The organism is Nonomuraea sp. H19, assembly GCF_052068215.1.
Lineage (GTDB): Bacteria > Actinomycetota > Actinomycetes > Streptosporangiales > Streptosporangiaceae > Nonomuraea.
Genome location: NZ_JBQHCV010000004.1, coordinates 228,806 through 255,595, shown reverse-complemented (window position 1 = coordinate 255,595; position 26,790 = coordinate 228,806). Strand labels below are relative to the sequence as shown.

The 26,790-nt window shown below is 69.9% G+C and carries 24 protein-coding genes; 5 read left to right on the top strand and 19 right to left on the bottom strand.

The genetic code is table 11. From position 1 onward, the window contains the following. Positions 1 to 24: 24 nt before the first annotated feature. From atpE to rpmE, 12 genes are all read right to left on the bottom strand, one after another. Positions 25 to 258 carry an ATP synthase F0 subunit C gene (atpE, locus tag ACTMTI_RS10480; RefSeq protein ID WP_049561045.1) on the bottom strand — a complete coding sequence of 78 codons (234 nt, stop codon included), beginning with the start codon at positions 256 to 258 and terminating at the stop codon, positions 25 to 27. A 70-nt stretch (positions 259 to 328) separates the two neighbouring features. Then, on the bottom strand, positions 329 to 1,123 hold the full coding sequence (atpB, locus tag ACTMTI_RS10475; RefSeq protein ID WP_441119938.1) for a F0F1 ATP synthase subunit A: 795 nt from the start codon (positions 1,121 to 1,123) through the stop codon (positions 329 to 331). 66 nt (positions 1,124 to 1,189) lie between these two features. Further along, on the bottom strand, positions 1,190 to 1,405 hold the full coding sequence (locus ACTMTI_RS10470) for an AtpZ/AtpI family protein (protein WP_441119936.1): 216 nt from the start codon (positions 1,403 to 1,405) through the stop codon (positions 1,190 to 1,192). A 65-nt stretch (positions 1,406 to 1,470) separates the two neighbouring features. Continuing rightward, the gene (locus ACTMTI_RS10465; protein WP_441119935.1) at positions 1,471 to 1,893 is read right to left on the bottom strand and encodes a hypothetical protein; all 423 of its coding nucleotides are present in this window, start codon (positions 1,891 to 1,893) and stop codon (positions 1,471 to 1,473) included. Positions 1,894 to 2,024: 131 nt separating this feature from the next. After that, complete coding sequence (locus ACTMTI_RS10460; RefSeq protein WP_441119933.1) at positions 2,025 to 3,311, bottom strand: glycosyltransferase family 4 protein; 1,287 nt, start codon at positions 3,309 to 3,311, stop codon at positions 2,025 to 2,027. Positions 3,312 to 3,368: 57 nt separating this feature from the next. Next, on the bottom strand, positions 3,369 to 4,634 hold the full coding sequence (gene glyA / locus ACTMTI_RS10455) for a serine hydroxymethyltransferase (RefSeq protein WP_441119931.1): 1,266 nt from the start codon (positions 4,632 to 4,634) through the stop codon (positions 3,369 to 3,371). 52 nt (positions 4,635 to 4,686) lie between these two features. Further along, complete coding sequence (locus ACTMTI_RS10450; protein WP_441119930.1) at positions 4,687 to 5,061, bottom strand: hypothetical protein; 375 nt, start codon at positions 5,059 to 5,061, stop codon at positions 4,687 to 4,689. Then, on the bottom strand, positions 5,061 to 6,815 hold the full coding sequence (locus ACTMTI_RS10445; RefSeq protein ID WP_441119929.1) for a hypothetical protein: 1,755 nt from the start codon (positions 6,813 to 6,815) through the stop codon (positions 5,061 to 5,063). Before ACTMTI_RS10445 ends, ACTMTI_RS10450 begins: the two co-directional genes overlap by 1 nt. Positions 6,816 to 6,907: 92 nt before the next feature. Beyond that, positions 6,908 to 7,564, bottom strand: a complete 657-nt coding sequence (locus ACTMTI_RS10440; RefSeq protein ID WP_441119927.1) for an L-threonylcarbamoyladenylate synthase — start codon at positions 7,562 to 7,564, stop codon at positions 6,908 to 6,910. A 1-nt stretch (position 7,565) separates the two neighbouring features. Next, positions 7,566 to 8,420: a peptide chain release factor N(5)-glutamine methyltransferase gene (gene prmC / locus ACTMTI_RS10435; RefSeq protein ID WP_441119925.1), complete on the bottom strand. Its 855-nt coding sequence runs from the start codon at positions 8,418 to 8,420 to the stop codon at positions 7,566 to 7,568. After that, positions 8,417 to 9,469, bottom strand: coding sequence for a peptide chain release factor 1 (gene prfA / locus ACTMTI_RS10430; RefSeq protein ID WP_441119923.1), 1,053 nt, complete (start codon positions 9,467 to 9,469; stop codon positions 8,417 to 8,419). The genes prmC and prfA overlap by 4 nt, the downstream gene beginning before the upstream one ends. A gap of 87 nt (positions 9,470 to 9,556) precedes the next feature. Then, on the bottom strand, positions 9,557 to 9,775 hold the full coding sequence (gene rpmE, locus ACTMTI_RS10425; protein WP_441119922.1) for a 50S ribosomal protein L31: 219 nt from the start codon (positions 9,773 to 9,775) through the stop codon (positions 9,557 to 9,559). A gap of 199 nt (positions 9,776 to 9,974) precedes the next feature. Between rpmE and ACTMTI_RS10420 the strand changes: the two genes are divergently transcribed. Beyond that, positions 9,975 to 11,021 (top strand): hypothetical protein, encoded by a 1,047-nt coding sequence (locus ACTMTI_RS10420; RefSeq protein ID WP_441119920.1) that lies wholly within the window; start codon positions 9,975 to 9,977, stop codon positions 11,019 to 11,021. Between the two features lie 58 nt (positions 11,022 to 11,079). On the opposite strand, the gene rho is transcribed toward ACTMTI_RS10420, so the two are convergent. The 3 genes from rho to thrC all read right to left on the bottom strand — a co-directional run bounded on the left by rho (position 11,080) and on the right by thrC (position 15,539). Beyond that, the gene (gene rho, locus ACTMTI_RS10415) at positions 11,080 to 13,098 is read right to left on the bottom strand and encodes a transcription termination factor Rho (RefSeq protein ID WP_441119918.1); all 2,019 of its coding nucleotides are present in this window, start codon (positions 13,096 to 13,098) and stop codon (positions 11,080 to 11,082) included. A 456-nt stretch (positions 13,099 to 13,554) separates the two neighbouring features. After that, a complete protein-coding gene (gene thrB, locus ACTMTI_RS10410; protein ID WP_441119916.1) occupies positions 13,555 to 14,469 on the bottom strand; it encodes a homoserine kinase in 915 nt (304 codons plus the stop codon). Between the two features lie 11 nt (positions 14,470 to 14,480). Beyond that, positions 14,481 to 15,539, bottom strand: coding sequence for a threonine synthase (thrC, locus tag ACTMTI_RS10405; RefSeq protein WP_441119915.1), 1,059 nt, complete (start codon positions 15,537 to 15,539; stop codon positions 14,481 to 14,483). 181 nt (positions 15,540 to 15,720) lie between these two features. Between thrC and ACTMTI_RS10400 the strand changes: the two genes are divergently transcribed. The 4 genes from ACTMTI_RS10400 (at position 15,721) to ACTMTI_RS10385 (ending at position 20,750) form a co-directional block, all read left to right on the top strand. After that, the gene (locus ACTMTI_RS10400) at positions 15,721 to 17,193 is read left to right on the top strand and encodes a glycosyltransferase (RefSeq protein ID WP_441119913.1); all 1,473 of its coding nucleotides are present in this window, start codon (positions 15,721 to 15,723) and stop codon (positions 17,191 to 17,193) included. Positions 17,194 to 17,332: 139 nt separating this feature from the next. Further along, entirely contained in the window at positions 17,333 to 17,956 is a 624-nt protein-coding gene (locus ACTMTI_RS10395) for an anticodon-binding protein (RefSeq protein ID WP_441119911.1), read from the top strand. A 125-nt stretch (positions 17,957 to 18,081) separates the two neighbouring features. Continuing rightward, on the top strand, positions 18,082 to 19,464 hold the full coding sequence (gene lysA / locus ACTMTI_RS10390) for a diaminopimelate decarboxylase (RefSeq protein ID WP_441119909.1): 1,383 nt from the start codon (positions 18,082 to 18,084) through the stop codon (positions 19,462 to 19,464). Beyond that, entirely contained in the window at positions 19,461 to 20,750 is a 1,290-nt protein-coding gene (locus ACTMTI_RS10385) for a homoserine dehydrogenase (RefSeq protein ID WP_441119908.1), read from the top strand. Before lysA ends, ACTMTI_RS10385 begins: the two co-directional genes overlap by 4 nt. Positions 20,751 to 20,899: 149 nt before the next feature. On the opposite strand, the gene ACTMTI_RS10380 is transcribed toward ACTMTI_RS10385, so the two are convergent. From ACTMTI_RS10380 to ACTMTI_RS10365, 4 genes are read right to left on the bottom strand one after another with little or no spacing between them, the layout of a single operon-like run. Next, complete coding sequence (locus ACTMTI_RS10380) at positions 20,900 to 22,582, bottom strand: glycosyltransferase (RefSeq protein ID WP_441119906.1); 1,683 nt, start codon at positions 22,580 to 22,582, stop codon at positions 20,900 to 20,902. Beyond that, complete coding sequence (locus tag ACTMTI_RS10375) at positions 22,579 to 24,735, bottom strand: glycosyltransferase (RefSeq protein WP_441119905.1); 2,157 nt, start codon at positions 24,733 to 24,735, stop codon at positions 22,579 to 22,581. The genes ACTMTI_RS10380 and ACTMTI_RS10375 overlap by 4 nt, the downstream gene beginning before the upstream one ends. Then, a complete protein-coding gene (locus ACTMTI_RS10370) occupies positions 24,732 to 26,234 on the bottom strand; it encodes a glycosyltransferase (protein WP_441119903.1) in 1,503 nt (500 codons plus the stop codon). The genes ACTMTI_RS10375 and ACTMTI_RS10370 overlap by 4 nt, the downstream gene beginning before the upstream one ends. After that, positions 26,231 to 26,692, bottom strand: a complete 462-nt coding sequence (locus tag ACTMTI_RS10365) for a hypothetical protein (RefSeq protein ID WP_441119901.1) — start codon at positions 26,690 to 26,692, stop codon at positions 26,231 to 26,233. The genes ACTMTI_RS10370 and ACTMTI_RS10365 overlap by 4 nt, the downstream gene beginning before the upstream one ends. Between the last annotated feature and the right edge of the window lie 98 nt (positions 26,693 to 26,790).

Sequence of the window (26,790 nt, the reverse complement as noted above, 5' to 3'; positions counted from 1 at the left end):
GCAGCCTTTCGTCAGAAGGGCGTGTTACGCGATGCCCTGGAAGATGAACGGCGCAACCAGACCGATCAGGGCGAGGGCCTCGGTGAGGACGAAGCCGAGGAGCATGTTCTGGCGGATCAGACCGTAAGCCTCGGGCTGGCGCGCGATGGCCTGCACGCCCTGACCGAAGATGATGCCGACGCCGATGCCGGGGCCGATGGCGGCGAGACCGTAACCGATGGCGGTGACGTTGCCGGAGACCTCAGCGAGAACGCTCATTGCTGTTATTCCTTTACTGGACGGCCGGCGACTCGGTGTCACCGGTCATGGATATTCCGGTATGTGGTTCTCAGTGCTCTGCGTGCAGCGAGTTGCCGATGTACATCGCGGCCAGCATCGCGAACAGGTATGCCTGCAGGAACTGGATGAACATCTCGAAGCCCGTGAGGATGATGGTCATGATCACGCCGACGACGCCGATGGGGGCGCCGAGCGGGGTCAGCTTCTCGAACAGGAACCAGAAACCAACCATGCTGAAGAACGCCAACAGCATGTGACCGGCGAACATGTTGGCGAACAGTCGCACGAAGTGCGTGAACGGCGCGATGATCAGATTCGACAGGAACTCGATCGGCGACAGCAGCACGTAGATCGGCTTGGGCAGTCCCGGCGGGAACATCATGTTCTTGAAGTAGCCGACCGCGCCCTGGTGCTTCATGCCGAGATAGACCTTGAGCACGTAGATCGAGATCGCGAGCACGGCCGGGAAGGCGATGTGCGAGGCCACGGGGAACTGGATCAGCGGGATGACGCCCATGAGGTTCCAGACCAGAACCATGAAGAAGAGCGTCACCAGCAGGCCCATCCACTGGTCGGCATCCTTGCCCAGGAAGGGCCGGGCGACCTGGTCGCGGACGAACATGTAGCCGTACTCGACGACGTTCTGGACGCCCCTGGGGACGACCTTCGGATTGGCGAAAGCCGCCCAGCACAGACCGATCACGATGATCGCGCTGAGGATGGCCAGCAGAACCGGCTTGGTGAACCAATCGACCCCGGGAATGATGGGGGGCAGGTTGAACAGCTCATCTGGCGTAGGCGCCCCGAACTGGTCAGGCGGAGCGAGGACCGTCAGCGCACTCACGCGGCGTTCCCTTCAACGTCGTAGTAGATCACAAGGGTTTCCTCAGCGAAGCGATCACTGTGTCGACTAGCGACCGAACTTCCGGTAGACCAGGTAGCCACCGAGCACTACCCCGAGGACGATGCCTATCGGGAAGAACGCGGACATGCCCAGCCACCGGTCCAGCAACCACCCGAGACCGCCGTAGACGGCCATCCCTGCGAGCAAGTAGCTGGGGACTGACCACATGGCGTCGGCGAAGTCGCGACCGTCTTCTTCCGGTCGGCGTTCCTTTGCGCTCATCGCGGCCCCGACGATAGCAGGCGAACAGAGGACTAGTCATATCGGACCCCGTCCGAACACCGGCTTCATGAGTCACCCTTTCCGGGGACCCGGGCCTCGGGGTCGACATAAAGCATCTTGGTTTTCATGAAGGCGCGGACTTCGAAGCCCGTCCATACGAGCGTGCAGACGACTACGGACCACGCGAACGCTTGGGTGTTCCAGGCCGTGGTGTCCCGGAAGGCGGACAGCACGACCATGATGACCACGACCTTGACGAGATAACTCAACATCGCCGCGATCGCCATCATCTGGGGGGACACCCGTGCGGCATAGGACACCGCTACCACGCTGATGCTGAAGAAAACCCCCACGAGCAAGGTGCCGATCCCCGCGCCCAGCGCGCCCTTGCCCCCTGCCGTCAGAAGCGCCACAGCCACGGCGACCACCCCAACCGCGAAGGTCGGAATCGCGGCGCTCTTGAGTACGCGCACGTCGTTGGCCTGCATTGGTGCTCCATCAGCATGTTATCAAGCGAGCGTTTGCTACCCCCGGAGCCGGTGCGTCTGGGGGTCCCTGCTCGTGAAAGATATCACAAGCTCACGGAAGACCGCTTTTACCTGCCGTTTCTAGTTCGCGATCACGGACGACTCGGAAATGCCGGAATGACCGGTTTCCCTTCGGCCGACGCACGCTCGGACGACGGCCCGTCCGACGACGGCATTTGACGCCTGACCTGGGGCTCCGGCGGGATCGGCGGCATGGGCCCGGTGGGCGGGCCGTCGTCGTCGGGCTCCTTGCTGCGCGGTGCGGAGTGCGCCCCGCCCCTCCCCCGCCAGCGCGGTGCGGCCATCAGCACGAGAACGGCCAGCGCGAGCACGATCACCACGGGGAACAGCAGCACCGGCACGCCTTGCCTGGACATCATCACGATGCCGAAGGCGAACAGGAACGCCCACGCGTACATGATCAGCACCGAACGCCGGTGCGAGTGCCCGATGTCCATCAGCCGGTGGTGCAGGTGGCCGCGGTCGGGCGCGAACGGCGACATGCCGTGCGAAGTGCGCCGCACCACGGCCGTGATCAGGTCGATCAGCGGCAGCACCAGCACCGCCGCGGGCAGCAGCACCGGCAGCAGCACCGGAACCTTGTTCATGACCTCGATGGCCGCCGGGTCGAGCGGGGTCACGGTCACGATCGAGGAGGCGAGCACGAGCCCGATCAGCATCGCCCCCGTGTCCCCCATGAAGATCTTCGCCGGATGGAAGTTGTGCGGCAGGAAGCCCAGGCAGGTGCCGATGAGGACGGCGGCGATGGCGGCGGTGATGGTGATGTTGCCCTCGCTCATGCTCTGGGCGAGGAAGATCGAGTAGGCCCAGGTCGCCATGGCCGCGATGCACACGATCCCGGCCGCGAGCCCGTCGAGGCCGTCGACGAAGTTGACCGCGTTGATGGTCACCACCACGATCATGATGGTGATGATGGTGCTGAGCGTGTAGTCCAGGCTGGTGGAGCCGCCCCAGTCCTTCGGCAGCGGGATGTAGAGCAGCCGCATGTCGAAGAAGACCAGCACTCCCGCCGCCGCGATCTGCCCGCCGAGCTTGATGAAGGCGTCCATGCCCCACCAGTCGTCGAGGAACCCGGTCACGGTGATCAGCCCGCCCGCCAGGATCAACGCCTTCACCGCGTTGATCTCGGACTCCGCCAGCGCATTGCCCGTGTGCGTGAGCTGGCTGGCCACCAGCAGCCCCACGACCAGTCCGCCGTACATCGCCAGGCCCCCGAGCCTGGGCGTCGGCGTGGTGTGCACGTCGCGCTCGCGAACCTCCGGCATGGCACCGATGCGGATGGCGAAGCGACGCACCAGCGGAACCAGCAGGTAGGTCACCGCGGCCGACACGAGCGCCATGTACAGATATTCGCGCACGGACCTAGTTTCCCGGATGCTCCGGCCACCTGTGACCGGAAAACGACACAGACCAGCTTAATATTCGCTGAGATATGGCTGATGGATGGCAAGAAGCGCCGCCACTCTTTCCATGACCTCGGCCGCGCTCGCCGGGTGGCGTACCGCCCGGGTCACCAGGGTGCCCACCTCTTTCATCTCCTGGGGCCCCATGCCCTGCGTGGTCACGCACGGCGTCCCCACCCGAATTCCGGACGTGACGGACGCGGGTTCGGGATCGTACGGGATCGCGTTGCGGTTCAGCGTGATCCCCGCCGCCGCACAGCGCTGCTCGGCCTCGGCCCCGGACACCCCCATGTCACGCAGGTCGATCAGCGCCAGATGGGTGTCGGTGCCCCCGGACACCGGCCGCATCCCCGCCGCGGCCAGCGCGTCCGTGAGGGCCTTGGCGTTGACGATCACCTGCCTGGCGTAGCCGGCGAACTCCGGCCGCATCGCCTCGGCGAACGCCACCGCCTTGGCCGCCACCACGTGCATCAGCGGGCCGCCCTGGATGAACGGGAACACCGCCCGGTCGATCTTCTTGGCCAGCTCCTCCGTGCACAGGATGGCCCCGCCTCGCGGCCCGCGCAGCGCCTTGTGAGTGGTGAATGTCACGACGTCCGCGTACGGCACCGCCGACGGGATCGCGCCACCCGCCATCAGCCCGATCGGGTGCGCCACGTCGGCCAGCAGCCACGCCCCCACCTCGTCGGCGATGCCGCGGAAGGCCGCGAAGTCGATCAGTCTCGGGTACGCCGTCGCGCCGCAGACGATGAGCTTCGGCTGATGCCGCAGCGCCAGATCCCTGACCTCGTCGTAGTCGATGAGTTCATTGTCGCGACGCACGCCGTACGAGACGACGTCGAACCATCTTCCGGAAAAGTTCACCTTCGAGCCATGGGTAAGGTGCCCGCCGTGCGGCAGGGCCATGGCCAGCATGGTGTCGCCGGGCTGCAGGAGCGCGGCGTAGGCCGCCAGGTTCGCGGAGGCGCCCGAGTGGGGCTGGACGTTGGCGTGCTCGGCGCCGAACAGCTTGCGCGCCCGCTCGATGGCCAGCCGTTCGGCCCGGTCGACGACCTCGCAGCCGCCGTAGTAGCGCCGGCCCGGGTAGCCCTCCGCGTACTTGTTGGTGAGGGTGGAACCCAGGGTGGCCAGGACGGCGGGCGAGGTGAAGTTCTCGCTGGCGATCAGCTGGATCCCGCCGCGCACCCGGTCGAGCTCGTCCAGCAGCACCTGCGCGATTTCGGGATCCTGCCGCTGCAACGTCCCGAAGTCCGGACCGTAATAGGGTTGCGTACCCATTTCCTCACTGTACGCCCTAGTGTCCGGTTCTCCCATAGGTCGGTGGGCGACCCTACTGGAAGGCGTGCGGCGCGTTCGCCGTGGTCGGTATCCAGCGCGGCGTGTCCGCCGCCTCGTCGCTGATCGCGGTCAGCACGGATTGGCGATAGACGGCCAGCCTGGTGCGCCATTCGCGGATGTCCTGGACGTAGCGCTCCCCCACGGGGGCATCCCACGTCTGCGGGCTCCTGGCGAGGCTGTAGGCCTTGTCGAGTGCCGTTCTGAGGGTCTCCAGATGGGGCATGACGGTGTTCCAGGCCACGACGAGGCGCTGGTAGTCGGGGTTGAACTCCCAGGCCCTCGGCGTGTTCTCCAGGGCTCCTGCGGTGGTCTGCGGCGGGCGCTCGCCGGGTTCCATGGGTTTGGGCGCCGGTGGGTCGACGTACATCACGCGCTCCTTTCCGGCGTGCCGGGGTCGATCTCGCCTGACTGGCCGTCCGGGCGGATGTCCTGGAGCGCCCCCTTGCCGTACTCACCGGGCGGGACCTCCACGGAGGGCATCTCCTGTGGCTGGATGTCGCGGACGTTTTCGATGAGGGTCTGGAGCGCTTCGGGGTCGATGGGCGGCAGGTTCACGGAGACCACGTCACTGCCGTCGCCGGCCGTCGCGTTGCCCCCTGTCGCGGCGCCGTATGTGTCCGCTCTGCCGGTGACGGGGGCGTCTGCGGTGGCGCCGGTTCCCGGCGCGGGGGCTCCCGTGCCGGCGCCGCTTTCACCCGCCGGCGCCGTGGGCGGGATCGCCACGCCGCCGTCGCCGTCCGACGGGGTGCCACCGGGTGCGGCATCCGCACCACCAGGCGTCCTGCCTTCGGCTCCGGGCGTTTGGTCGGTGCCGCCCGGCGTTGGGGCCGTGCCACCCGGAGTCTGATCGGCACCCCTGGGAGCTGGGGGCGTGCCACCGGGCGTTTGCTCGGTGCCACCCGGCGTTGGGGCCGTGCCACCCGGAGTCTGATCGGCGCCCCCGGGAGCTGGGGGCGTGCCACCGGGCGTTTGCTCGGTGCCGCCTGGCGCTGGGGCTGAGCCACCGGGTGCCTGGTCGGTGCCACCCGGCGTTGAGGGCGTGCCACCGGGCGTCCGGTCGGTGCCCCCGGGCGTTGGAGCGGTGCCACCCGGCGCTGGGGTCGTTCTTGAGTCGCAGGCGTCATCGGTCCCTGGAGTCGAGGGCGTGTCCCCGATGGGGGCGATGCCTATCGAGGCGCCGCTGTTGGCCCAGGCGTTGACGTTCGAGGCGGCGGTGGGATCGGCGGGGACTTGCGGCATCTTGGCCGGCGCCACGTCGTCGGCGTTCTCCAGCAGGCTTTCCAGTTGCTCGGCCCTGGGCGGGTCGAGGGGCACCTGCAGGACCTTGACCCCGTCGACCACCACGACCTGCGGCTTGGTGACATCGGTGCCTTCCCGCTGGTCCCCGGCCGGCGTCCCGGCTGCGTCACCGCCCGGCTCGGCTCCCCGCTCGCGCCTGCTGTCCAGGTCGTCGTCCTTGGGCTCCTCGACGGGCTGATCTCCGGTCTTCCCATCGGCGCCGGTGTCCGGGCCTGTCCCCGTGTCCTTGCCGGTCCCGTCATCCTTGGCGTCATCACAGGTCTTCCCGTCGGAATCGGTCTTCCCGCCGGTTACGCCGTTCCCGTCAGTGTCAGTCTTCCGGTCCCCGTCCGTCTTCCCGTCAGCGTCCGTCTTCCCGTCAGCGTCGGGCTTGCCGTCAGCGTCGGGTTTCCCGTCAGCGTCGGGCTTCCCCTCAGCTCCGGTCTTGCCGTCCGCGCCGGTCTTGCCGTCCGCGTCCGTCTTGCCCTCGGAACCCGTCTTGCCGTCGGGGTCCTTTTTCGCCTCGTCGCCCGTCTTGGCTTCCGCGCCGGTCTTGGCGTCGTCGTTCTTCGGGGTGGCCTCCGCCCCAGTCCCGGGAACGTCACCCCGCGGTTGGTCGACGCGTTTCTCCAGCGTCCCGAGCCGGACGTTGACGTCCTTGACCATCTCGTCGGCCGCGTCGGCGACCTGGACGGGGCGGTGGGTGGTGCGGGTGGACAGCCCGGCTCGGCTCATGGCAAGCCTGACCTGGTCCTCGACCGTACGCATCCGCGTGGCCGCCTGTTTCACCTCGGCCAGCAGGTCGCGGACCAGCTTGGGATCCATGCCGTCGAACTTGCCCATGGGCTACTCCCGGACGTATCGCCGCTCCGGGCCTCACCGTAATCTTGGCCGGAGCGCGATCGCAGCCGGGATAAGCAGACGGTATACGTCGCTCAGTCTTCGGTGGCGACGTAGCCGATGATGCCGCGCAGCTTCTCCACCGGGATCGCCCCGCGCCGCAGCAGCCTGGGCACGGCCGTGGTCAGGTCCAGGATGGTGGAGGGCGTGTTGTCGGTGGTCTTGCCACCGTCGAGGTAGACCGCGATCGAGTCGCCGAGCTGCTCCTCGGCCTCCTCCGCCGTGGTGGCGGCCGGGGCGCCGGAGCGGTTGGCACTGGAGACGGCCATCGGGCCGGTCTCCTTGAGCAGGTCGAGCGCGACGGGGTGGAGCGGCATGCGTACGGCCACCGTCCCCTTGGTGTCCCCCAGGTCCCAGGAAAGGGCCCTGTTGGCCTTGCAGACGATGGTGAGCGGCCCAGGCCAGAAGGCGTCTATCAGGTCCTGGCCGTACGGCCCCATGTCGTCTATGAGCGCTGTGGCGGCTCTTACGGTGCCGACGAGCACAGGCGGCGGCATGTCGCGGCCGCGTCCCTTGGCGTCGAGCAACGCGGTGACCGCCGACGGCGTGAAGGCGTCGGCGCCGATGCCGTAGACGGTGTCGGTCGGCAGCACGACGAGCTCGCCGCGGCGCACGGCGGCGGCGGCCTCGGTCAGGCCCTCGGCCCGCTGTTCGAGGTCGGAGCAGTCAAAACGTCTTCCCACGGCCTGCATCCTAGTCCTGGCCCAACCGGGCGGTGACGAAGCGGTCTCTTCTGGTGAGGTCCTGGCGCAGTCGCACGTCCCGCCAGCCGTTGTCCTCGGGGAACGTGAGGTAGACCGCCCGGCCCTGCTCGTCGGCATGCTCCACGGCGACCCAGCCGCCGGGGCGCAGCAGGCGGCGAGCCGTACGCTCCACCGCGCGCACCTCGCCGAGCCCGTCGTCGCCGGAGCCGTAGAGCGCTCTCGTGGGGTCGTAGTCGCGCACCTCGGGGTCGCGCGGGATCGCGCCGGGCGGGATGTAGGGCGGGTTGGAGATGACCAGGTCCACCTTGCCGTTGAGCTCGGGCAGCGCCTCCGCGAGATCCTCGGGGTGCAGGTGGGTGCGGCCCTGGCCGAGCTCGGAGATGTTGCGCTTGGCCCAGGTGTACGCCTCCGGATCGACCTCCACGGCGTGCACCTCGGCCAGCGCCACCTCCTGGGCGATCGACAACGCGATCGCGCCGGAGCCGGTGCCGAGGTCGACCACGAGCGGCGCGGTCACGTCCATCTCGCGCAGCGTCTCGATGGCCCAGCCGGCCACCACTTCGGTCTCCGGCCGCGGCACGAACACGCCGGGGCCGACCGCGAGCTCCAGGTAGCGGAAGTAGGCGTGGCCGGTGATGTGCTGCAGCGGCTCGCGGGCCGCGCGCCTGGCGACGCCCTCCCAGAACAGTGCGTCGAAGTCGCCGTCCTTGACCGTGTGGAGTTCGCTCCTGCGCACGGCGTGGACGAAGGCCGCGATCTCCTCCGCGTCTGTGCGCGGCGAAGGCACACCTGCCTCGGCCAGCCGGGCGGTGGCGAGAGCGATCTCGTCCAGCAGAAATGTCATGAGTGTTGTGCGAGCTTCTCCGCCATCTCGGCATCGATGAGGGCCTGGGTGACGGCGTTGAGCTCGCCGTCGAGAACCTGGTCGAGGTTATACGCCTTGAAGCCGACGCGGTGGTCGGAAATGCGGTTTTCCGGGAAGTTGTACGTGCGGACGCGCTCGGACCTGTCGACCGTGCGCACCTGGGACTTGCGCTCCGCCTGGGCGGCGGCGTCGGCCTCCTCCTGCGCGATCACCAGCAGGCGGGCACGCAGGATGCGCAGCGCCGACTCTTTGTTCTGCAGCTGGCTCTTCTCGTTCTGGCAGGAGACGACCACGCCGGTGGGCACGTGGGTGATGCGCACCGCGGAGTCGGTGGTGTTGACGCTCTGGCCACCGGGACCGCTGGAGCGGTAGACGTCGATGCGCAGGTCGTTGGGGTCGATCTGGACGTCGACCTCCTCGGCCTCCGGGTAGACGAGAACGCCGGCGGCGCTGGTGTGGATGCGGCCCTGCGACTCGGTGACGGGCACGCGCTGCACGCGGTGCACGCCGCCTTCGTATTTGAGCCTGGACCACACGCCCTCGTCGCCCTTGGCCTTGATGCCGACCGTGACGTCCTTGTAACCGCCGAGGTCGGAGGGCTGGCTGTCGATGACCTCAGTCTTCCAGCCGAGCCGCTCGGCGTAGCGCAGATACATCCGCAGCAGGTCGCCGGCGAACAGCGCGGACTCCTCACCGCCCTCGCCCGCTTTGATCTCCATGATGATGTCCTTGTCATCGTTGGGATCGCGCGGGATGAGCAGGTGCTTGAGCCGCTCCTCCAGTTGGGGAATGCGCCCTTCGAGCTCGATGGCCTCGGCCGCGAACGTCTCGTCCTCGGTCGCCAGCTCCTTGGCGGCGGTCAGGTCCTGGCGTACGGACTCCAGCTCGCGGTAGGTGGTGATGACCGGAGTGAGCTGCGAGTAGCGCCTGCCGAGGGTTCGGGCCTTGTTCTGGTCGGCGTGCACGGCGGGGTCGGCGAGCTGCACCTCCAGCTCGGAATACTCCTTGAGCAACTCGTCGAGGTTCACCGTGGGTCCTTCTGTCTTGGATGCGGCCATTTTCACCACAACGCCGACCCGGCGCACGCGTGTGCATCCGGGCCGGCGTGAGTGAAGCTACTTGCCCGAGGCCTTCTTGCCGAAACGCTTCTCGAAGCGAGCCACCCGGCCGCCCGTGTCCAGGATCTTCTGCTTGCCCGTGTAGAACGGGTGGCAGGCGGAGCACACGTCGGCGTGGATCACGCCGTTCTTCGCGGTGCTACGAGTGGTGAACGTGTTGCCGCAGGAGCAGCTCACCTGCGTCACGACGTAGTCGGGGTGGATATCGGCCTTCATTGGTGTCCTTTCGGGGTGCGGCGCCGGGTCGCCTTCGCACATGGCGTGAACCGGAACCGCTAAATGGTCAGCTACCAGTGTGCCAGATCGTCCAACCATCCCAGGCCATCGGACATTCCCACGATCTTTACAGCAAGGCGACCAATGTCACATTAGGCTCCATTGGCACCATCCACCACTCTCCTAAGGATGTCCACGGATGAAGAGAAGGGTGCGGTTGCTGCTGGCGACCGCCACGGGGGCCGCCGTTATCCTCGGAGGCACCGGCCTGACCGCCACCGGCGCCCTCGCCGCGCAGTACGCGTCGACGCTGGCGGACGACTTCACGGGGGGCGCCTCCGCCAGCGCGTTCATCCCGATCCAGAGCGACGTCGAAGGGACCGTGACGCTCACGCTCAAGGAGCCCGACAAGGTCACCGGCGTCACGGGCACCATCGAGCCGCCCGGCAAGACGGCGAAGACGGTGACGTTCGACTTCAAGGCGGGCAGCACGGCCACGACGCAGACGATCACCGGTAAGTGGCCGATCACCAAGGACGACCCGGCCGGCGACTGGAAGCTGAGCGTCGTCGTCGCCCGCGACACCGGAACCAACACCACGCCCTTCGTGGTGCAGGTCTCGGGCAAGCAGGGCATCAGCGGCGCGCAGGTCACCCCGGATCCCGTACAGCTCGTCACGGGCCAGGACGTCAAGGTCTCGGTCGAGGCGTCGGTCAAGGACGCGAGCAAGGTGACCGCCAAGCTCGTCAGCGACGCCGGCGGCGAGTTCTACGATCTCGGCGAGCTGGCCAAGGAGTCGGACGGCTACTACCGCGGCAGCACGTACTTCAGTGACGACACCCCCGCGGGCGGCTGGACCCTTGAGGTGTACGCCCACAAGGGCGGCCAGACGCTCAAGGGCGAGGCGGCGTTCGAGGTGCTGGCGGCCGAGGGCGGCGCGTCGAAGAAGGCCAAGTCCAGGGTCACGATCGCGGCGCCGAACAAGGTGATCAAGGGCAAGACGTTCAAGGTCTACGGCAAGGTCTACCGGGGCTCCAAGGCGTACAAGGGCAAGACCGTCGAGGTGTACTTCAAGGCGAAGGGCACCAAGACGTACAAGCTCGTGGGCTTCGCCAAGGCGACCTCGACCGGCAAGTACGCCAAGTCGTTCAAGGCGCGCAAGGACGGCTATTTCCGGGTCAAGGTGCCCGGCACGAGCAAGACGCGCAGCTCGCTGTCGCCGCAGGAGTTCGTGGACGTCAAGTAAGCATGACGAAAAAAGGGGCGGCAGGGGAGAAACCCTGCCGCCCTTTTCCGTGAAGCCGCTAGTCGCGGTCGTTGCTCACCGTGGTCTTCTGGACCTGCAGGAGGAACTCCGCGTTGGACTTGGTCTCCTTCATCTTCTCCAGGAGCAGCTCGAGCGCCTGCTGCATGTCCAGCGCGTGGAGCACGCGGCGCAGCTTCCAGACGATCTGGAGCTCATCCCTGGCCATGAGGATCTCTTCCTTACGGGTGCCGGACGCGTCGACGTCCACCGCAGGGAAGATCCGCTTGTCGGCCAGGGACCGGTTGAGCTTGAGCTCCATGTTGCCGGTGCCCTTGAACTCCTCGAAGATGACCTCGTCCATCTTGGACCCGGTCTCGACCAGGGCCGTGGCGAGGATCGTCAGCGAGCCGCCGTTTTCGATGTTGCGGGCGGCGCCGAAGAATCGCTTGGGCGGGTAGAGCGCCGTGGAGTCGACACCACCCGACAGGATGCGGCCGGACGCCGGGGCCGCCAGGTTGTAGGCGCGGCCGAGGCGGGTGATCGAGTCGAGCAGGACGACCACGTCGTGGCCCAGCTCCACCAGGCGCTTGGCCCGCTCGATGGCGAGCTCGGCGACCGTGGTGTGGTCCTCGGCGGGACGGTCGAAGGTCGAGTGGATGACCTCTCCCTTGACCGACCGCTGCATGTCGGTGACCTCTTCAGGCCGCTCGTCCACGAGCACGACCATCAGGTGGCACTCGGGGTTGTTGCGGGTGATCGCGTTGGCGATGGACTGCAGCACCATCGTCTTACCGGCCTTGGGCGGCGAGACGATGAGGCCGCGCTGGCCCTTGCCGATCGGCGAGACGAGATCGATGATCCGCGTGGTGAGGATGTTGTGCTCGGTCTCGAGGCGCAGGCGCTCCTGCGGGTAGAGCGGCGTCAGCTTGTTGAAGTCCGGCCTGTTGCGGGCCTGCTCCGGGTCCATGCCGTTGACGGTGTCGAGGCGGACCAGGGCGTTGAACTTCTCGCGCCGCTCGCCGTCACGGGGCTGCCGGACGGCGCCGGTGATGACGTCGCCCTTGCGCAGGCCGTTGCGGCGGATCTGGGCGAGCGAGACGTAGACGTCGTTGCTGCCCGGCAGGTAGCCGCTGGTCCTGACGAACGCGTAGTTGTCGAGGATGTCGAGGATGCCGGCGATCGGGATGAGCACGTCGTCGTCGCTGACGACGGGCTCGCCGCTCTCGAAGCGGTCACGGCCGCGGCCGCGGTTGCGCTCCCTGAAGCGGCCCCGGCGGCCACGCCCGCCGCGGTCGTCCTCGTCTCCGCCGCCACCGCGCTGGTCGTTGCGCGGGTCACTGCGCTGGTCGTTGCGCGGGTCACTGCGCTGGTCACTGCGCTGGTCGTTGCGCTGGTCACCGCGCTGGTCACCGCGCGGGTCACTGCGCTGGTCGGCACGGCCGCCCGCGTCGGTGGCGCGCTGGTCGGCACGGCCGCTCTCCGCACGACCGCCCTCACCGCGGTCGCCGCCGGAGCGGTCGCCGCCGCCACGCTCTCCGCGCTCACGGCGCTCGCCGCGGCTGCGGCGCTCGCGACGGCTCTCGCCGCGCTCGGCGCGTCCCTCGGCCTGGCCGGCCTCGACGGACTGGGCCTGCTGCTCCACGACCGGCTCTGCCGGGGCGGCGACGGGCTCAGGTGCCGCGGCCACGGGCTCGGCGGCGGCCGGCTGCGCAGCGGGCTCCTCGATGGTCTTGGTACGAGAACGTTCCCTGCGCGTACGGGTGGGCCGCTCGGCTACGGGCGCTGCCTCCGGCGCCGCAGCGGGCGCCTCGGCCACGGCCGCCGGGGCCGGTGTGCCTTCTCCGGAACCGCCACCCTGCTTCTCCTGGATGGCCGCGATGAGCTGGCTCTTCCGCATGCGCCCGGTCCCGCTGATGCCCAGCTCCGCGGCCATCTTCTGCAGCTCGGGCAGCACCTTGGCGGACAGGCCGGTGCCGGAGCGACGCGCACGCGGCTTGGCCGGAGCGCGGGTGGGGGTGTCGCCGGACGCCGGCTCAGCGCCTGATGCGTCGGAGAGGAGTTCGGTGGTGTCGCTCAACTAAAAGGTCCTTCCCAGGGGTCGGGCGCCGGTTTTGTTCTGCCCGGCGTCCCGGAGGTGCTTGCGATCCGGCGGGACAGACCGGGTCGGGGTGCACTCTGCGATCTTCGGCTGTCACTGGAGACGGCCGCCACTCTTGGGGAGGGGCTGGTCCACGCCGCCAATGGGCCGTGGCGCGTGGCTGACACCCCCCAGATTGCTGTCGCCAACCAGATGTCGAGATGATTCGAACGCGCAGGTCCCCGTCGTCGCCGCCTCGTTTCGAGCCAACCGGGTGTGGGCCAACCGGAGGCGACAGATTCCGGGGAGACAGCCGCGCTGCCCACGCCTGTGACGTGAAGCATGATGCAGCGATGTATGGCTGACAAGCACGCACCCACCAAGGGGGCATCTGGTGCGGCTATCAGCCTAACATCACCAGCGCACACGGCTATTCCCTGAAGGTCTAAAGAGGCATCAGCGTGTCTCGGGAAACTGAACGTTCGCACCAACCGGGTCGACGTCCATTTGCTGGATGTGCCAGTCATTACCCACTTCTGGCGCGATCAAATCCTGCGTATCCGATGTCGAAAACGCAAGAACCGTGGGACCCGCTCCCGAAACGACCGCGGGCACGCCCACTGCACGGAGACGTTCTACCAGATCCACGCTCTGCGGCATCGCAGGCGCGCGGTAATGCTGATGGAGCCGATCTTCGGTGGCGGCGAGCAACAACCCTCGCTCCGGCCGCTGGGTCAGCGCGGCTATCAGCAACGCGGCCCTGCCGGCGTTGAAGGAGGCGTCCTTGTGGGGCACGTCCTTCGGCAAGAGCCCCCGCGCGGTCTCCGTGGCCAGCCGCGTCGATGGAATGACGGCGACGGGGCGGACCCGTTCGTCGGGAGCTAGCTTCACCATATGCGGCGTCCCAGTGTGGTCCGACCAGGCCACGGTCAGCCCGCCGGCCAGGCAGGGGGCCACATTGTCCGGATGCCCCTCCATCTCCGTGGCCAGCGCGAACACCTTGTCGTCGGAAAAATCTTGCTCCGCGGCTCCGGACAAGGCCCGTGCGGCGAGAATGCCGGCGCAGACGGCCGCCGAGGAGGAGCCCAGGCCGCGCGCGTGCGGGATCCTGTTGCGGCAGTGCAGGTTGATCCCCTCCGGCTGGGGGACCCCCATGCGGTCGAACGTCTCCCGCATCGTCCTGATGACCAGGTGCCCTTCGCCGAGATCGACCTCGCCCTCGCCTTCGCCCTCGACGGTGACGCGCACGCCGCGCTCGTCGGTGAGCGTGGCCCGGACCTCGTCGTACAGGCTCAGCGCCAGCCCGAGCGCGTCGAAGCCCGGGCCCAGGTTCGCGGAGGTCGCGGGCACGCGAATATCAACGGTCCTCACTGGAACCCCTATCAGGCGAGGTTGAGCGCCGCCGCCGCGGCGTGGACGTCGATGGGGATGACCACCGGCGCCGGCGCCCCCGAGATGGCCCAGTCCGGGTCCTTGAGCCCGTTGCCCGTGACCGTGCAGACGATGCGCTGCCCGGGTTCGACCATCCCCTGCGCGTGCGCCTGCAGCAGTCCGGCGACGCTGGCCGCGGAGGCCAGCTCCACGAACACGCCCTCTTCCTGCGCGAGCAGTTTGTACGCCGCCGCGATCTGCCGGTCGGTCACCGACTGGATGACCCCGCCCGACTCGTCGCGGGCCGCGGTGGCCAGCGCCCATGAGGCCGGGTTGCCGATCCGGATCGCGGTGGCGATGGTGTGCGGCCGGGCGACGGGCGCGCCCTCGACGATGGGCGCCGCGCCGCTGGCCTGGAACCCGAACATGCGGGGCCGCTTGGTCGCTACGCCGTCGGCGAAGTATTCCTGATAGCCCATCCAGTAGGCCGAGATGTTGCCCGCGTTGCCCACCGGGATGCAGTGGATGTCCGGAGCCTCGCCCAGCGTGTCCACGATCTCGAAGGCGGCCGTCTTCTGCCCCTGCAGCCGGAACGGGTTGACCGAGTTGACCAGCGCGATCGGGTAGCTGGACGACAGCTTGCGGGTCATCTCCAGGCAGTCGTCGAACGACCCCTCGACCTGCAGCAGCGTGGCGCCGTGCACGAGCGCCTGGGCCAGCTTGCCCATGGCGATCTTCCCCCGTGGCACCAGCACGGCGCACGTCAGCCCTGCGCGAACGGCGTAGGCCGCGGCCGAGGCCGAGGTGTTGCCGGTGGAGGCGCAGATGACCGCCTTGGCCCCCTCTTCGACGGCCTTGCTGATGGCCATCGTCATGCCGCGGTCCTTGAAGCTGCCGGTCGGGTTGGCGCCCTCGACCTTCAGGTAGACGTCGCACCCCGTCAGTGCCGAGACGCGATGCGCCGGCACCAGGGGCGTGCCGCCCTCGAGCAGCGTGATGACAGGCGTCTTCGGCGTGACGGGAAGACGTTCGCGGTATTCCTCTATGAGGCCACGCCACGACCTGCTCATGATGACTCCCTACCTGCGGTGTTGGGCACCGAGTGTACGCGGAGCGGCGGACCGCCGCGGATCCGCGTCCATCGGCCGGACCTGTCCGTGGGACACGGGCCGCATCCTTCCGTTGGACAGGAGCACTATTCAGGAAATTCTCAGCATCTCCCGATAAAGTCTCGGCAGGGGGTCACTGACGATGGACGCGCGTCCTGCTTTGAGGCAGAACGACTATTCACCGATCGCGGCGCCGCAGCTCGGCGCCTGGTCACCCGCCCTCTCCGTGAGCGTGGTGATACCCGCGCACGGCGGGCAGGACAAGCTGGACCTGACACTGGCGGCGCTGGCGGCGCAGACCTATCCGGACCACCTGATGGAGGTCCTCGTCGTCGACGACGGCAGCGAGCCGCCGATCCGGCTGCCCGAGATGAGGCCGGTCAACACCCGCGTCGTACGCGTACGCGACGGCTGGGGCATCTCCAACGCCGTCAACACCGGCGCCAAGGCCGCCGACGGCGAGATCATCCAGCGGCTCGACGCCGACATGGTGGCCTGCCGCGAGCACATCGAGGCCCTGGCCCGCTGGCACCACGTGACGGACTACCTGGTCACGATCGGGATGAAGAAGTTCGTCGAGATGCCGCCGGTCACGCCGCGGCAGGTTTTACAGGCGCGGCACCTGGGAGAGGTGTTCAACCTGGACGAGGCCGTGGCGAGCTCCACCGAGGCGACGATCGCCAAGACCGACGGGCTGCGCAAGAGCCGCAACCCCTACCACGTGTGCACCGGGCCGACCTTCGCCCTCCCCCGGGAGATCTTCCACGCCGTGGGCGGTCTCGACCCGACCGTCGCACGGGGTGAGGACACCGAGTTCGCCTACCGGCTGGCGATGCACGGCGTGGTGTTCGTGCCCGACATGGACGCGCAGGCCGTACACCTGGGGCTGCCCGCGCAGCACCGCGACAGGGAGCGGGCCGTGCGGGCGGTCGAGCCGTATCTGGCGCACCGCATCCCTCTGCGCAGGGACCTGCGCAAGGATCGGGGGCGGCGGTGGCTGGTGCCGTACGTGGAGATCGTGCTCGACGTCACCGACACCGCCGAGTCCGTGGTGCGGCAGGCGGTGGCGGCGGCGCTGGACGGCAAGCTGCAGGACGTCGTGGTGACGCTGGTGGGGCCGTGGTCGCGGCTGGCGGAGGGGCGCCGCTCGGTGCTGTCGGACCCGTGTTTCGAGCTGCGGCTCATGCGTGGCCTGTTCGCGCACGACGAACGCATCCGGCTGATCGACGAGGCCGCCCCGACGCCCGCGCCGACCCCGTTCCGCTACCGCGGCCCGGTGGATGTGCCGCTGCATCGGGCGACGCTGGAGCGCATGATCGAGTCGGTGCAGAAGGATCTCACGGGCGTGCTGATCGTGGACCTGCCTGACGGGCGCACCGCCCGGCTGGAGCGCACGTCGGCGCTCGGGCGCGCCGTCCTGCTCGCCGGCCCGGGCGCCGACCCGGACGACGTCATCGCCACCACCCACGGGGTACGCCACGAACCGCCGGACCGCTACTGGCCCGCCCCGACCCAGCCCGAACCGGTCACCATCCCCGCCCCGGTGACGGTGTCCCCGGCGCCGGACGAACGGACCCTGCTGAGGCGTCTGAAGTCCGCCCTGCGCCCGAACTGACGGCGTCCCGCGTCAGGTGCTCTGCCGGCGGCCGGAGCGGGCACGCCGGCAGGGGTACGGCCGGTTACGCTGAGGTCATGAGCATCGCCGACGAGCGCCGGCCGGAGCAGGCCGAAGAGGCGCGCGGGACGTCACCGCCTTGACGATCCGCCGGCTGGCCGAGCTGCTGAGTGAGCCGCCGGCGCCCGAGGGGACGTGGGAGCGGGAGGCGGTGTACGTCTCGGCGGCGGCCCTGCGGCGGCGGGTGCCCCCGGACGAGCTTGCCGCGCCAGTGCGTGAGCTGCCCGGAGTCGCCGGGGTCGAGGTGCGGGACAACGGTTTCCTGCGGATCATCGTGGCGGTGCCCGGGGAGATCGTGGAGTCCCTCGAACCGGTGGACATCCCCGAGCCCGGGTGGCCGGACTTCCCGCGCACCTGGGACAACCCCGGGTTCGTGGTGCGGTACGGACACACGCGGGCCTGCGCCACCCAGCGGTGGGCCGCGGAGCTGGGGGTGCCGGACACCGGGTTCCGGCCCGAGCTGCTCGACGACCCGCACGACCGGCGGGTGCTCCGGGTGCTGGCCGAGCTGCCGGGGCGGCTGGCCAGCAGGGATCCGGGCTGGGAGACGTACCTGCTGCGCCTGGCCCTCGCCTACCACGACGCTCATGAGCACGCGCCGGCCGTCCCGGTCGGCGACGCGCCGCCCGGCCCGGTGCACACGGCGCGGGTGCGCCTGGCGGCGGCGGTAGGAAATGTGCTGGTAGGACCGGAACGCATATGACGAATCGCAAAATCTCCTGCATAACGGCCAAAAAGACGAAAAATTCGTAAAAATTTACCTTGATCGCGTCTCGATACGTGGGCAGTAGGTCATGGCGCAGTGGCGGTTCCGATAGCCTCGATCGGGTGAGTCGATTCGTCCATCCCGCCGGGGACCGGCACGCCGAGATGCTGCCCCACGAGCGCCCACCGCAGGCGCCCGCCGACCTCAACCGGATCAACCCCGCGATCTGGCCCCGAACGTCGACCCGGACCGATGGCGCGCTCACGGTCGGCGGCGTGGACGTGCGTGACCTGGCCCGCGACTACGGCACGCCGCTCTACGTCCTCGACGAGGACGACGTACGCTCCCGCATGCGCGACTACGCCACGGCGTTCGCCGGCTCGCACGTCCATTACGCGGGCAAGGCGTTCCTGTGCAAGGAGATCGTCCGCTGGCTGCGGGACGAGGGCCTGGGCCTCGACGTGGCCAGCGGCGGCGAGCTGGCGGTCGCGCTGAGCGTCGGCTTCCCGCCCGAGCACATCACGCTGCACGGCAACAACAAGTCCGTCGCCGAGCTGACCAGGGCGCTGGAGGCCGGGGTCGGCCACATCGTGGTCGACTCCTTCGAGGAGATCGCCCGGCTCGGCCACCTCGCCGAGCAGCACGGCGTTCGCCCCAAGGTGATGATCCGGGTCACCACCGGCGTCGAGGCGCACACGCACGAGTTCATCGCCACGGCGCACGACGACCAGAAGTTCGGCCTGTCGCTCAACACCGGGGCGGCCGCCGAGGCCGTGCACCGCATCCTCGCCCTCCCCCAGCTCGAACTCGTCGGGCTGCACTCGCACATCGGCTCCCAGATCGTCGACACCGCCGGGTTCGAGGTGGCCGCGCGGCGGCTGGCCACGCTGCTCGTGCAGATCAAGGACGAACACGGCGTGGTGCTGCCCGAGCTGGACCTCGGCGGCGGCTACGGCATCGCCTACGTCGAGGGCGACGAGGCCCCCGACATCAAGGAGCTGGCCGACGGGCTGCGCGAGATCGTCACCAAGGTCTGCCTGGACGCGGGCCTGCCCGTGCCGCGCCTGACCGTCGAGCCGGGCCGCACCATCGTCGGCACCGGCGGCATCACCCTCTACGAGGTCGGCACCGTCAAGGACGTCGAGGGCCTGCGGACCTACGTCAGCGTCGACGGCGGCATGAGCGACAACGTGCGCACCGCGCTCTACGGCGCCGAATACACGACGCTGCTGGTCAGCCGCCAGAGTGACGCCGAGCCCATGCTCAGCCGCCTGGTCGGCAAGCACTGCGAGAGCGGCGACATCATCGTGCGCGACTGCCACTTCCCCGCCGACCTCGCGCCCGGCGACCTGATCGCCGTGGCCGCGACCGGCGCCTACTGCCGCTCGCTGGCCAGCAACTACAACTACCTGCCCAAGCCCGCCGTGGTGGCCGTCTCAGGCGGCGCCGCCCGGGTGATCGTGCAGGGCGAGACCGAGGACGACCTCTTGAGGGGGCAGCTGTGAAACCGCTGAAAGTGGCCTTGCTGGGCTGCGGCGTCGTCGGCTCGCAGGTCATCAGGCTCATCCACGAGCAGAACGGCGACCTGGCCGCGCGCATCGGCGCCCCGCTGGAGCTGGCCGGCGTGGCGGTCCGCCGCCTCGGCCGCAAGCGCGACGTCGACGTGGACCCCGCGCTGCTCACCACCGACGCGGAGGGCCTGGTCAGCCGCGACGACATCGACATCGTGATCGAGGTCATCGGCGGCATCGAGCCCGCCCGCTCGCTGATCGTCTCGGCCCTGTCCAGGGGCAAGTCCGTGGTCACCGCCAACAAGGCGCTGCTGGCCGAGGACGGCGCCACCCTGCACGAGGCGGCCAGGGCGGGCAACGGCGACCTCTACTTCGAGGCCAGCGTCGCCGGCGCCATCCCGCTGCTGCGCCCCCTGCGCGAGTCGCTGGCCGGCGACCACGTCAAGCGGGTGCTGGGCATCGTCAACGGCACCACCAACTACATCCTCGACAAGATGGACTCCACGGGCGCCTCCTTCACCGACGCCCTGGAGGAGGCCCAGACCCTGGGCTACGCCGAGGTCGACCCCACGGCCGACGTCGAGGGCTTCGACGCCGCGGCCAAGGCCGCCATCCTCGCCGGGATCGCCTTCCACAGCCGGGTCACGGCCGCCGAGGTGCACCGGGAGGGCATCACCGAGATCACCGCCACCGACGTGGCCTCGGCCAAGGCCATGGGATACGTCATCAAACTGCTGGCCATCTGCGCCCGCTCCGACGACGGCCGCTCGATCGGCGTGCGGGTGCACCCGGCGATGATCCCGCGGACGCATCCGCTGGCCGGGGTGCGGGAGGCGTACAACGCGGTCTTCGTCGAGGCGGAGTCGGCGGGGCAGCTGATGTTCTACGGCAAGGGGGCCGGCGGGGCGCCCACGGCCTCGGCCGTGCTGGGCGACCTGGTGGCCGTCGGCCGCAACCGGCTGGCCGGCACGCGGGGGCCGGAGGAGTCGACGTACGCCGAGCTCGCGGTGCACCCCATGGGCGAGACCGTCACGCGCTGCCACGTGGCGCTGGACGTGGCGGACAAGCCGGGCGTGCTGGCGCGGGTGGCGGAGCTGTTCGCCAAGCACGACGTCTCCATCCAGACGGTGCGCCAGGAGGGGCACGGCGACGACGCCCAGCTCGTCATCGTCACCCACCGGGCCACGGACGCCGCGCTGTCGGCGACGATGGAGGGGCTGCGGGAGCTCGACAGCGTCCGCGCGGTGGCCAGCGTGATGCGCGTGGAGGGCGACGAGTAGCGCCAGTGACATCCTGGTGAGGTGCTCGCTCCCTGAGACCCAAGCGTGGCGACTGGCGCCGCCTCCTGCCGGCGACGAAGAGCGCTTGCGGTTCGCCACCAACTAGGCGGCCAAGGGATGGGCGGCGTTGTGCGCAGAGGCGAATCTGTCTAGCTGTCCGGGAAGGCGATGTCGCGGACCCGGCGGACGGCCCTTTTCAGCACCGTGCGGTTCTGGGCGCGGGTCAGGCGGACCGCCTCCCTGCGCCAGGCCTCCGCCTTCTCTCGCCAGCGGGCCGCGTCCCTGCCGTTCTTGCCGGCCTCCCGCTTCAGCTGCGCGATCTCGGCGCGGAGGACCGCCACGCGCTTGCGGTAGAGGGCGATCTCCTTCTCGTGCGCGGCCGTGAGCTTGGCCAGCTCCGAGATCGGTCTCTTGCGGGGCGGGTAGACGGCCGGGCGGCGCTTGAACTCCCAGGTCTCCCCGTCCACCCATTCCAGGCCGAACAGGGCGTCGATCAGGTCGTCCAGGTCGTCGTCCGAGGCGCCCACCAGCGCGGCCCTGGACACGGCCGCGGTGCGGTCCATGCGGGCCTCGACCACGCCCCCCGCGGTCTCCTCCAAGGCGACGCGGAGCGTGCCCAGGTCACGCTCCTCCAGGTGGGCGACCAGGCGCTGCACCGTCTCTCCCGACGGGACCCAACCCGGTGGCACGGACAGGCGGAACGGGGCCGTTCCCGGGAGCGGGGTTGAGGCGTCCGTGAGCAGGTGCACGCGGGGATCGTGGTCGAAGCTCGCGTGGATGAGTCGCAGGTCGAGGTCCGGATCGGCGAGCGGGGAGCGGCGGCCGGCGGGCAGCGACTCCCTGGGTCCGGCCACGGTGACCCTGATGTCCGGGATCGAGCTCGCCAGCAGGCCGTCCACGGTGGCGCGGACGTCCTCGTAGGACCCTTCTGCGGGCACCACGGCGTCCACGTACGGCACCAGCCACTGACGACCCGGGTCCGTGCGGAGGTAGCGGCGGTAGGGTACGCGGTCGGCGACGTACGGGTCGTTGTAGCGCTTCAGCACGGCGAAGTCGCGCATCGCCGTCGGCAGGCCGATGTGCCAGGCCCGGGAGTGCGGATCCGGGACGAAGACCGCGCCCGCCTGGGTAAGGCGGTAGCCCAGCTCCGTGTCCTCCGCCAGGACGAGGGAGGTGTCCATGCCGCCGATCGAACGCAGGAGCTTCGCCGGGTACGACACCGTGGCCCCGACGTGGATGCGGGTGGCCAGCGAGTTCTGGGCCGTGCGCAGACCGTCGTGATCGTGGATGATCTTCTCGGCCCAGTCGTGGCGGTGCGGCGACAAGGGGAACAGGGCCTCCTCCGTGCCCGACTCCAGGGCCCGGCGTACCTGCTCGGGCGTCGGGAGGCCGGCGGCCGGGGTGAAGTCGATCCAGCCCAGCGCCACCACGTACGGGGCCAGGTGGTGCCAGCGGAGCTGGGCCTCCACGTGCTGCCGGTGCGGAACCATGTCGGCGTCCAGGACGAACACGACCTCGCCGGTGGCGGCGTCCAGACCCGCCTGCACGGCCCACGCCCGGCCCCAGCCGCCCGGCGGGCTGGAGATCAGCTTCGTCCTGGCCGGGGCGAGGCCGGGCAGGTGGAGAGGGGTGGCGCTGCCGTCGTCCACGACGATCACGTCGAGGAGATGCTCCGGGTAGCTCTGGGCGGAGAGCGCCGCCAGGGTCAGGTCGAGGGTCTCCTGGCGGCCGTGGGCCGGGATGACGACCGTGACGGTGAGAGCCGGCTCCCACGCGCCCAGCGCGGGCGGGGTGAGCACGCCGAAGTCGTTATGGGGAATGCGCGGGATCATGCGTGGAGGCTCCCGTCCAGTTCCATGAGGGCGTTCGGGCGGAAGCCGCGCCACTGCCGCCGGTTGCGCTGCAGGAACGTCCCGATCGGCTCCTGCCACGTGTGGTTGGCCGCCGCGCCCCTGCGCAGGATGTAGCCGAGGCCGTGGGTGCGGTAGATCTGGCCGCCCGCCGCCTGCAGCGCCTCCTGGAACTGGGTGTCCACCGAGCGCCGCAACGGCCGGAACCCGCCGACCGCCTGGAACGCCGACCGCTCCACCAGGATCGTCCCGCCGGCGACGAAGCTGGTGATCTGCTCGGTGACCTGCTGCCGGTGCACGGTGACGTCGATGGAGGACAGGTAGACGAACTCCGGCACCGTGCCGACCACGTGGGCTCCCGAGTACGAATGCGCCAGCAGCAGATCGGACAGGAAGTCGGGGCCGTACCAGTCATCGTCGTCCATCTTCAGCAGGAACGAGCCCGACGCCCTGGCCGCCGCCTCGTTCAGCACCTCGCCGAACACGGCCTGCCGGTCGGCCTCGAACACGGTCAGCGGCCCCTCGAACGCCGCGATCGCGCCCGCCACGTCCGGATGCCCCTGGGGCACGCCGTGCAGCGCCAGGATCACCTCCAGCTGGACGTCGCGCTGGCGGGCGACCTGGTCGAGGGCGAAGGACACCATGTCGGTACGGCGGGTGGCGAGCAGCACAGACGTCAGCGGCGGAGCGGGCGCGGGCGCGCCGAGCTGCTCCCATCTGGCCGCCACCCCATGGGTACGCAGGGCCGCGCGGCGCAGCCGGATGCTGTGCTCCTCCCGCCGGAGCTCGTCCGACAGATCCGGACACTGTTCGATGAGCGCGATGATCTCGTCGCCGAGCGCGCCGGCCCATCGCGGCACCGCGCCGGCCGCCAGTGGCACCCCGGCGGCGGCCAGGCCGGCCAGGACGCGTACGGCGGCCAGCGGGCCGCTGTGAGCGTGCCGCCAGTCGACCTCGACACCGCGGATCTGCCGCAGCCTGGCCACGTCCGCGTCGGTGACGCCGCCGGACTCCGCGAACGACGTCACGACCTTCCCATCCAGCACCACGGACCAGCGCCCGTCGCACTCGGCCAGCGAGGCCATGCCCCGGGAGGGAGTGGTCACGAAGCCTTGGGGGTTGACCAGCCGCTCGTCCACGGGAGGCACCATGGACGGCTCACTGAGCACGTCGGGGTCGGCCAGCGGCGAGTCCGCCATCCCGGGACGGCCGAGTCGCTCCCAACTCGCCGCCTTGGTCGTCGGCCGCTCGATGGGCGTCTCGTCCCCTGCCCACTCAACGATCCCCAGGTCGTGCGCCGACTCCATGCCGCCCGCGGCCGCATCCCACGCCGCGCTGCCCACGGCCGGCGCCGCACTGCCCGCCGCCGCTGCCCGCGCGTCCGCGGCCGATTCGCCGGCGCTCCCGCTCCCGGGGGAGGCGGCTCGCGCATCCTCGGACCAGCCGGGGCGCGTGGGACGAGGGGCAGGGCGGCCGACGGTGCGGAGGACCATGTCGCTGCCCGGCGCGCCGACCCGCTCGGGAACCGGCCCCGTCACCTCGGCAGGCGTCGCGTTCGGATCGCCCGGCCGCCAGTCCGCCGCCCCCACACCCGCGATCGCCGCCGCAGGCGCCGTGATCACGTCGAGGCGATGGCCCGCGAACGCCCGCGCCGTCGCCGCCACCGTTCGCCCGGCGGGCGTGGCCGCCGAGAAGCGGGCGTCCACCACCCAGACCCGGTTCTTGGGCTGGTACACCCGCAGTTCCGTCAGCGACCGCCACCGGTGCGCGGGCGTCGGCGTGGGCACGGGCGCCGGATGGGCGGCGGGCGTGTCGAGCACGGCCACCACCACCCGCTCGGCCTGCGGCAACAGCTTGTGCAAAGTGGCGACCCTGCGCAGGTCGGCCGGGGTCTTGGCCAGCACGAGGACATTTCGCATGTGCTCGGGTTCGGCGGGCGGCTCGAGCAGGTCCCGATCCAGGTCCACGACCCCCGCCGTCAGCCCCTGGTCGATCTCGCCGGCCGAGCCCTTGCTCTCCTCGGCATCGATTCCGCAGCCCGGATATCCGGCCGCGGCGTAGATCGGTTCGACGTCGTCGATCCCGGCGAAGAACACGCGCGCCCCGCGCAGCTCCGCCAGCAGCTTCGCGATCACCCGGCGCTCCGCAGGTGCCTGATCAGCGAGCGGAACGGCCCGTGAGCATCGTCCTCGGCAGGCGGCGGTTCGGCGGCCGACAGCCGTTCGACCTCACCCTGAAGACGTTCCACCTCGGCGCGCAGCGTCTGGATCTCGCCCAGCCGCCGCCCCGCCAGCGCCCGCCACTTCGCGGGATCGCCGGTCAACGGTTCGGCGTCCTTCGCCACCGCGAAGCCGTACTCGTTCCCGCTGACCCACTCCGACCCGAACATCTCGTCCACCAGGTCGTCGGCCCCGCCCTCGAACAGGGCGGCGCGGGCGAAGGCGGCCGTGCGCTCCAGCCGGGCGGTCACGACCCCGTCCGGGCCTTCCGCCAAAGCCACGCACATCAGGCCGAGCAGGTTCTTGTCGGCACGCGTCGTCAGCTTGGCGAGCGTGTCGGCCCCCAGCACCCACCCGGTGGGGAGGTGCAGCTGGAAGGGCGCGGGGGCGGCGGTGGCGGGTGCGCTCTCCGCGAACGTCACCCGGGGCTCATGAGCGTAGAGATTGTGCAGCAGCCGCAGGTCGAGCAGGGGGTCGTCGAGATTGGAGCGGCGTTCGCCGGTCAGCTTGCCCCAGGGGCCGACGAGCGTGACGGCAGCGTCGGTGAGGGTCCCGGCGAGCGCCGAGTCCACACTCGCCCGCGTCTCCTCGTACGCCGCCGCCACCACGACCACCCGCAGGTACGGCACCAGCCAGTGGCGGCGCGGATGGTTGCGCAGCCAGCGCAGGTCGGGGATCAGATCACCCAGGTACGACCAGTTGTGCCGGTGCACCTCCCTCTCCCGCAGCATCACGGTGGAGGGCCCGACATGCCACGCCCTGGCCTCGGCGTCGGGGATGAACACCGCCCCCGCCTGCGCCAGGCGGTAGCCGAGCTCGGTGTCCTCGGCCATGTTCAGCCCGGTGTCCACGCCGCCCGCGGCCCTCAGCAGATCGGCGCGTACGGAGGTGGACGCCCCCGTGTGCAGCAGGTACGCGCTCACGCCCGCGTCCTTGAGTCTCCTGGTCGACTCCAGGGTCTTCCTGGTGTATTCGGACTGGACGCCCTCCTCACCGGGCGCGTCCACGAACCGCGTGTCACCGATCACCACCGCGTAGTCGATCAGGTGGTGCCAGCGCATGTGCGCCTCGAGATGGTCCTCGGCCAGCAGCATGTCGGAGTCCAGCCAGTGGATCACCTCGCCGGTCGCCGCGAGCTGCCCGGTCTGCCGGGCAGCGCCGCGCCCCCACCCCTCGGCGACCCGTACGACCCGGGCGCCCGGCACGTCCACCGGCGGCTCGCTGCCGTCGTCGGCGACGACCACCTCGACCAGCTCCGCCGGGTACGTCTGCCGCGCCAGCGCCCCGACCGTGCGCTCCAGCGCCTCCGCGCAGTTGTAGGCGGGAATGACCACGGAGACGGTCAGCGCGGGCCGCCACGACCCGGTCGCGGGCGGCCGCAGCACCCCGTAGTCGTTGTGCCTGACCCGCGTCATACGGAGTCCTTGGCCAGCGCGCGAACCTCTTCGCGCAGTTCCTCCACCTCTCGTGCGCGCGCCATGGCGTTCACCCGGTCCTCCCCGAGCGAGGCCAGGATGGCGCCGAGGTCGTCGGCCCGCCGCGCGGCCGAATCCTCGACGGCCTGCACCAGCAGGTCCAGCCTCGTCTCGATGTGCTTGAGCGCGGTGGTGGTGCGGGCCAGCTCGGCCTCGTACTTCTTGATCCGCAGGTCGATCCGGTGCGCCTTGCCGTCGAGGCGGCGCACGGTGAGCACCAGGAAGGCGATGGCCGCCAGCGCGACCACGAACGCCGCCGTGGCCGCCGCCGCGCCGAACGTGATCAGGTCGGCGAGCACGAGCAGCACGAGCACACCGGCGGCCAGAGCTGAGAGGAGTGCGCCGGTCGCTGCCAGTCGGCGGGGCGAGAGCATCCGCGCATACCTTTCGTCGTTCACGCCTTGACGGGACATCCAAGGCGTCATGGACATCGAGGGATTATTGACACCCTAATCAACATTCACCACTACCGTGCCATAAGTTCCTGGGGGAAGAC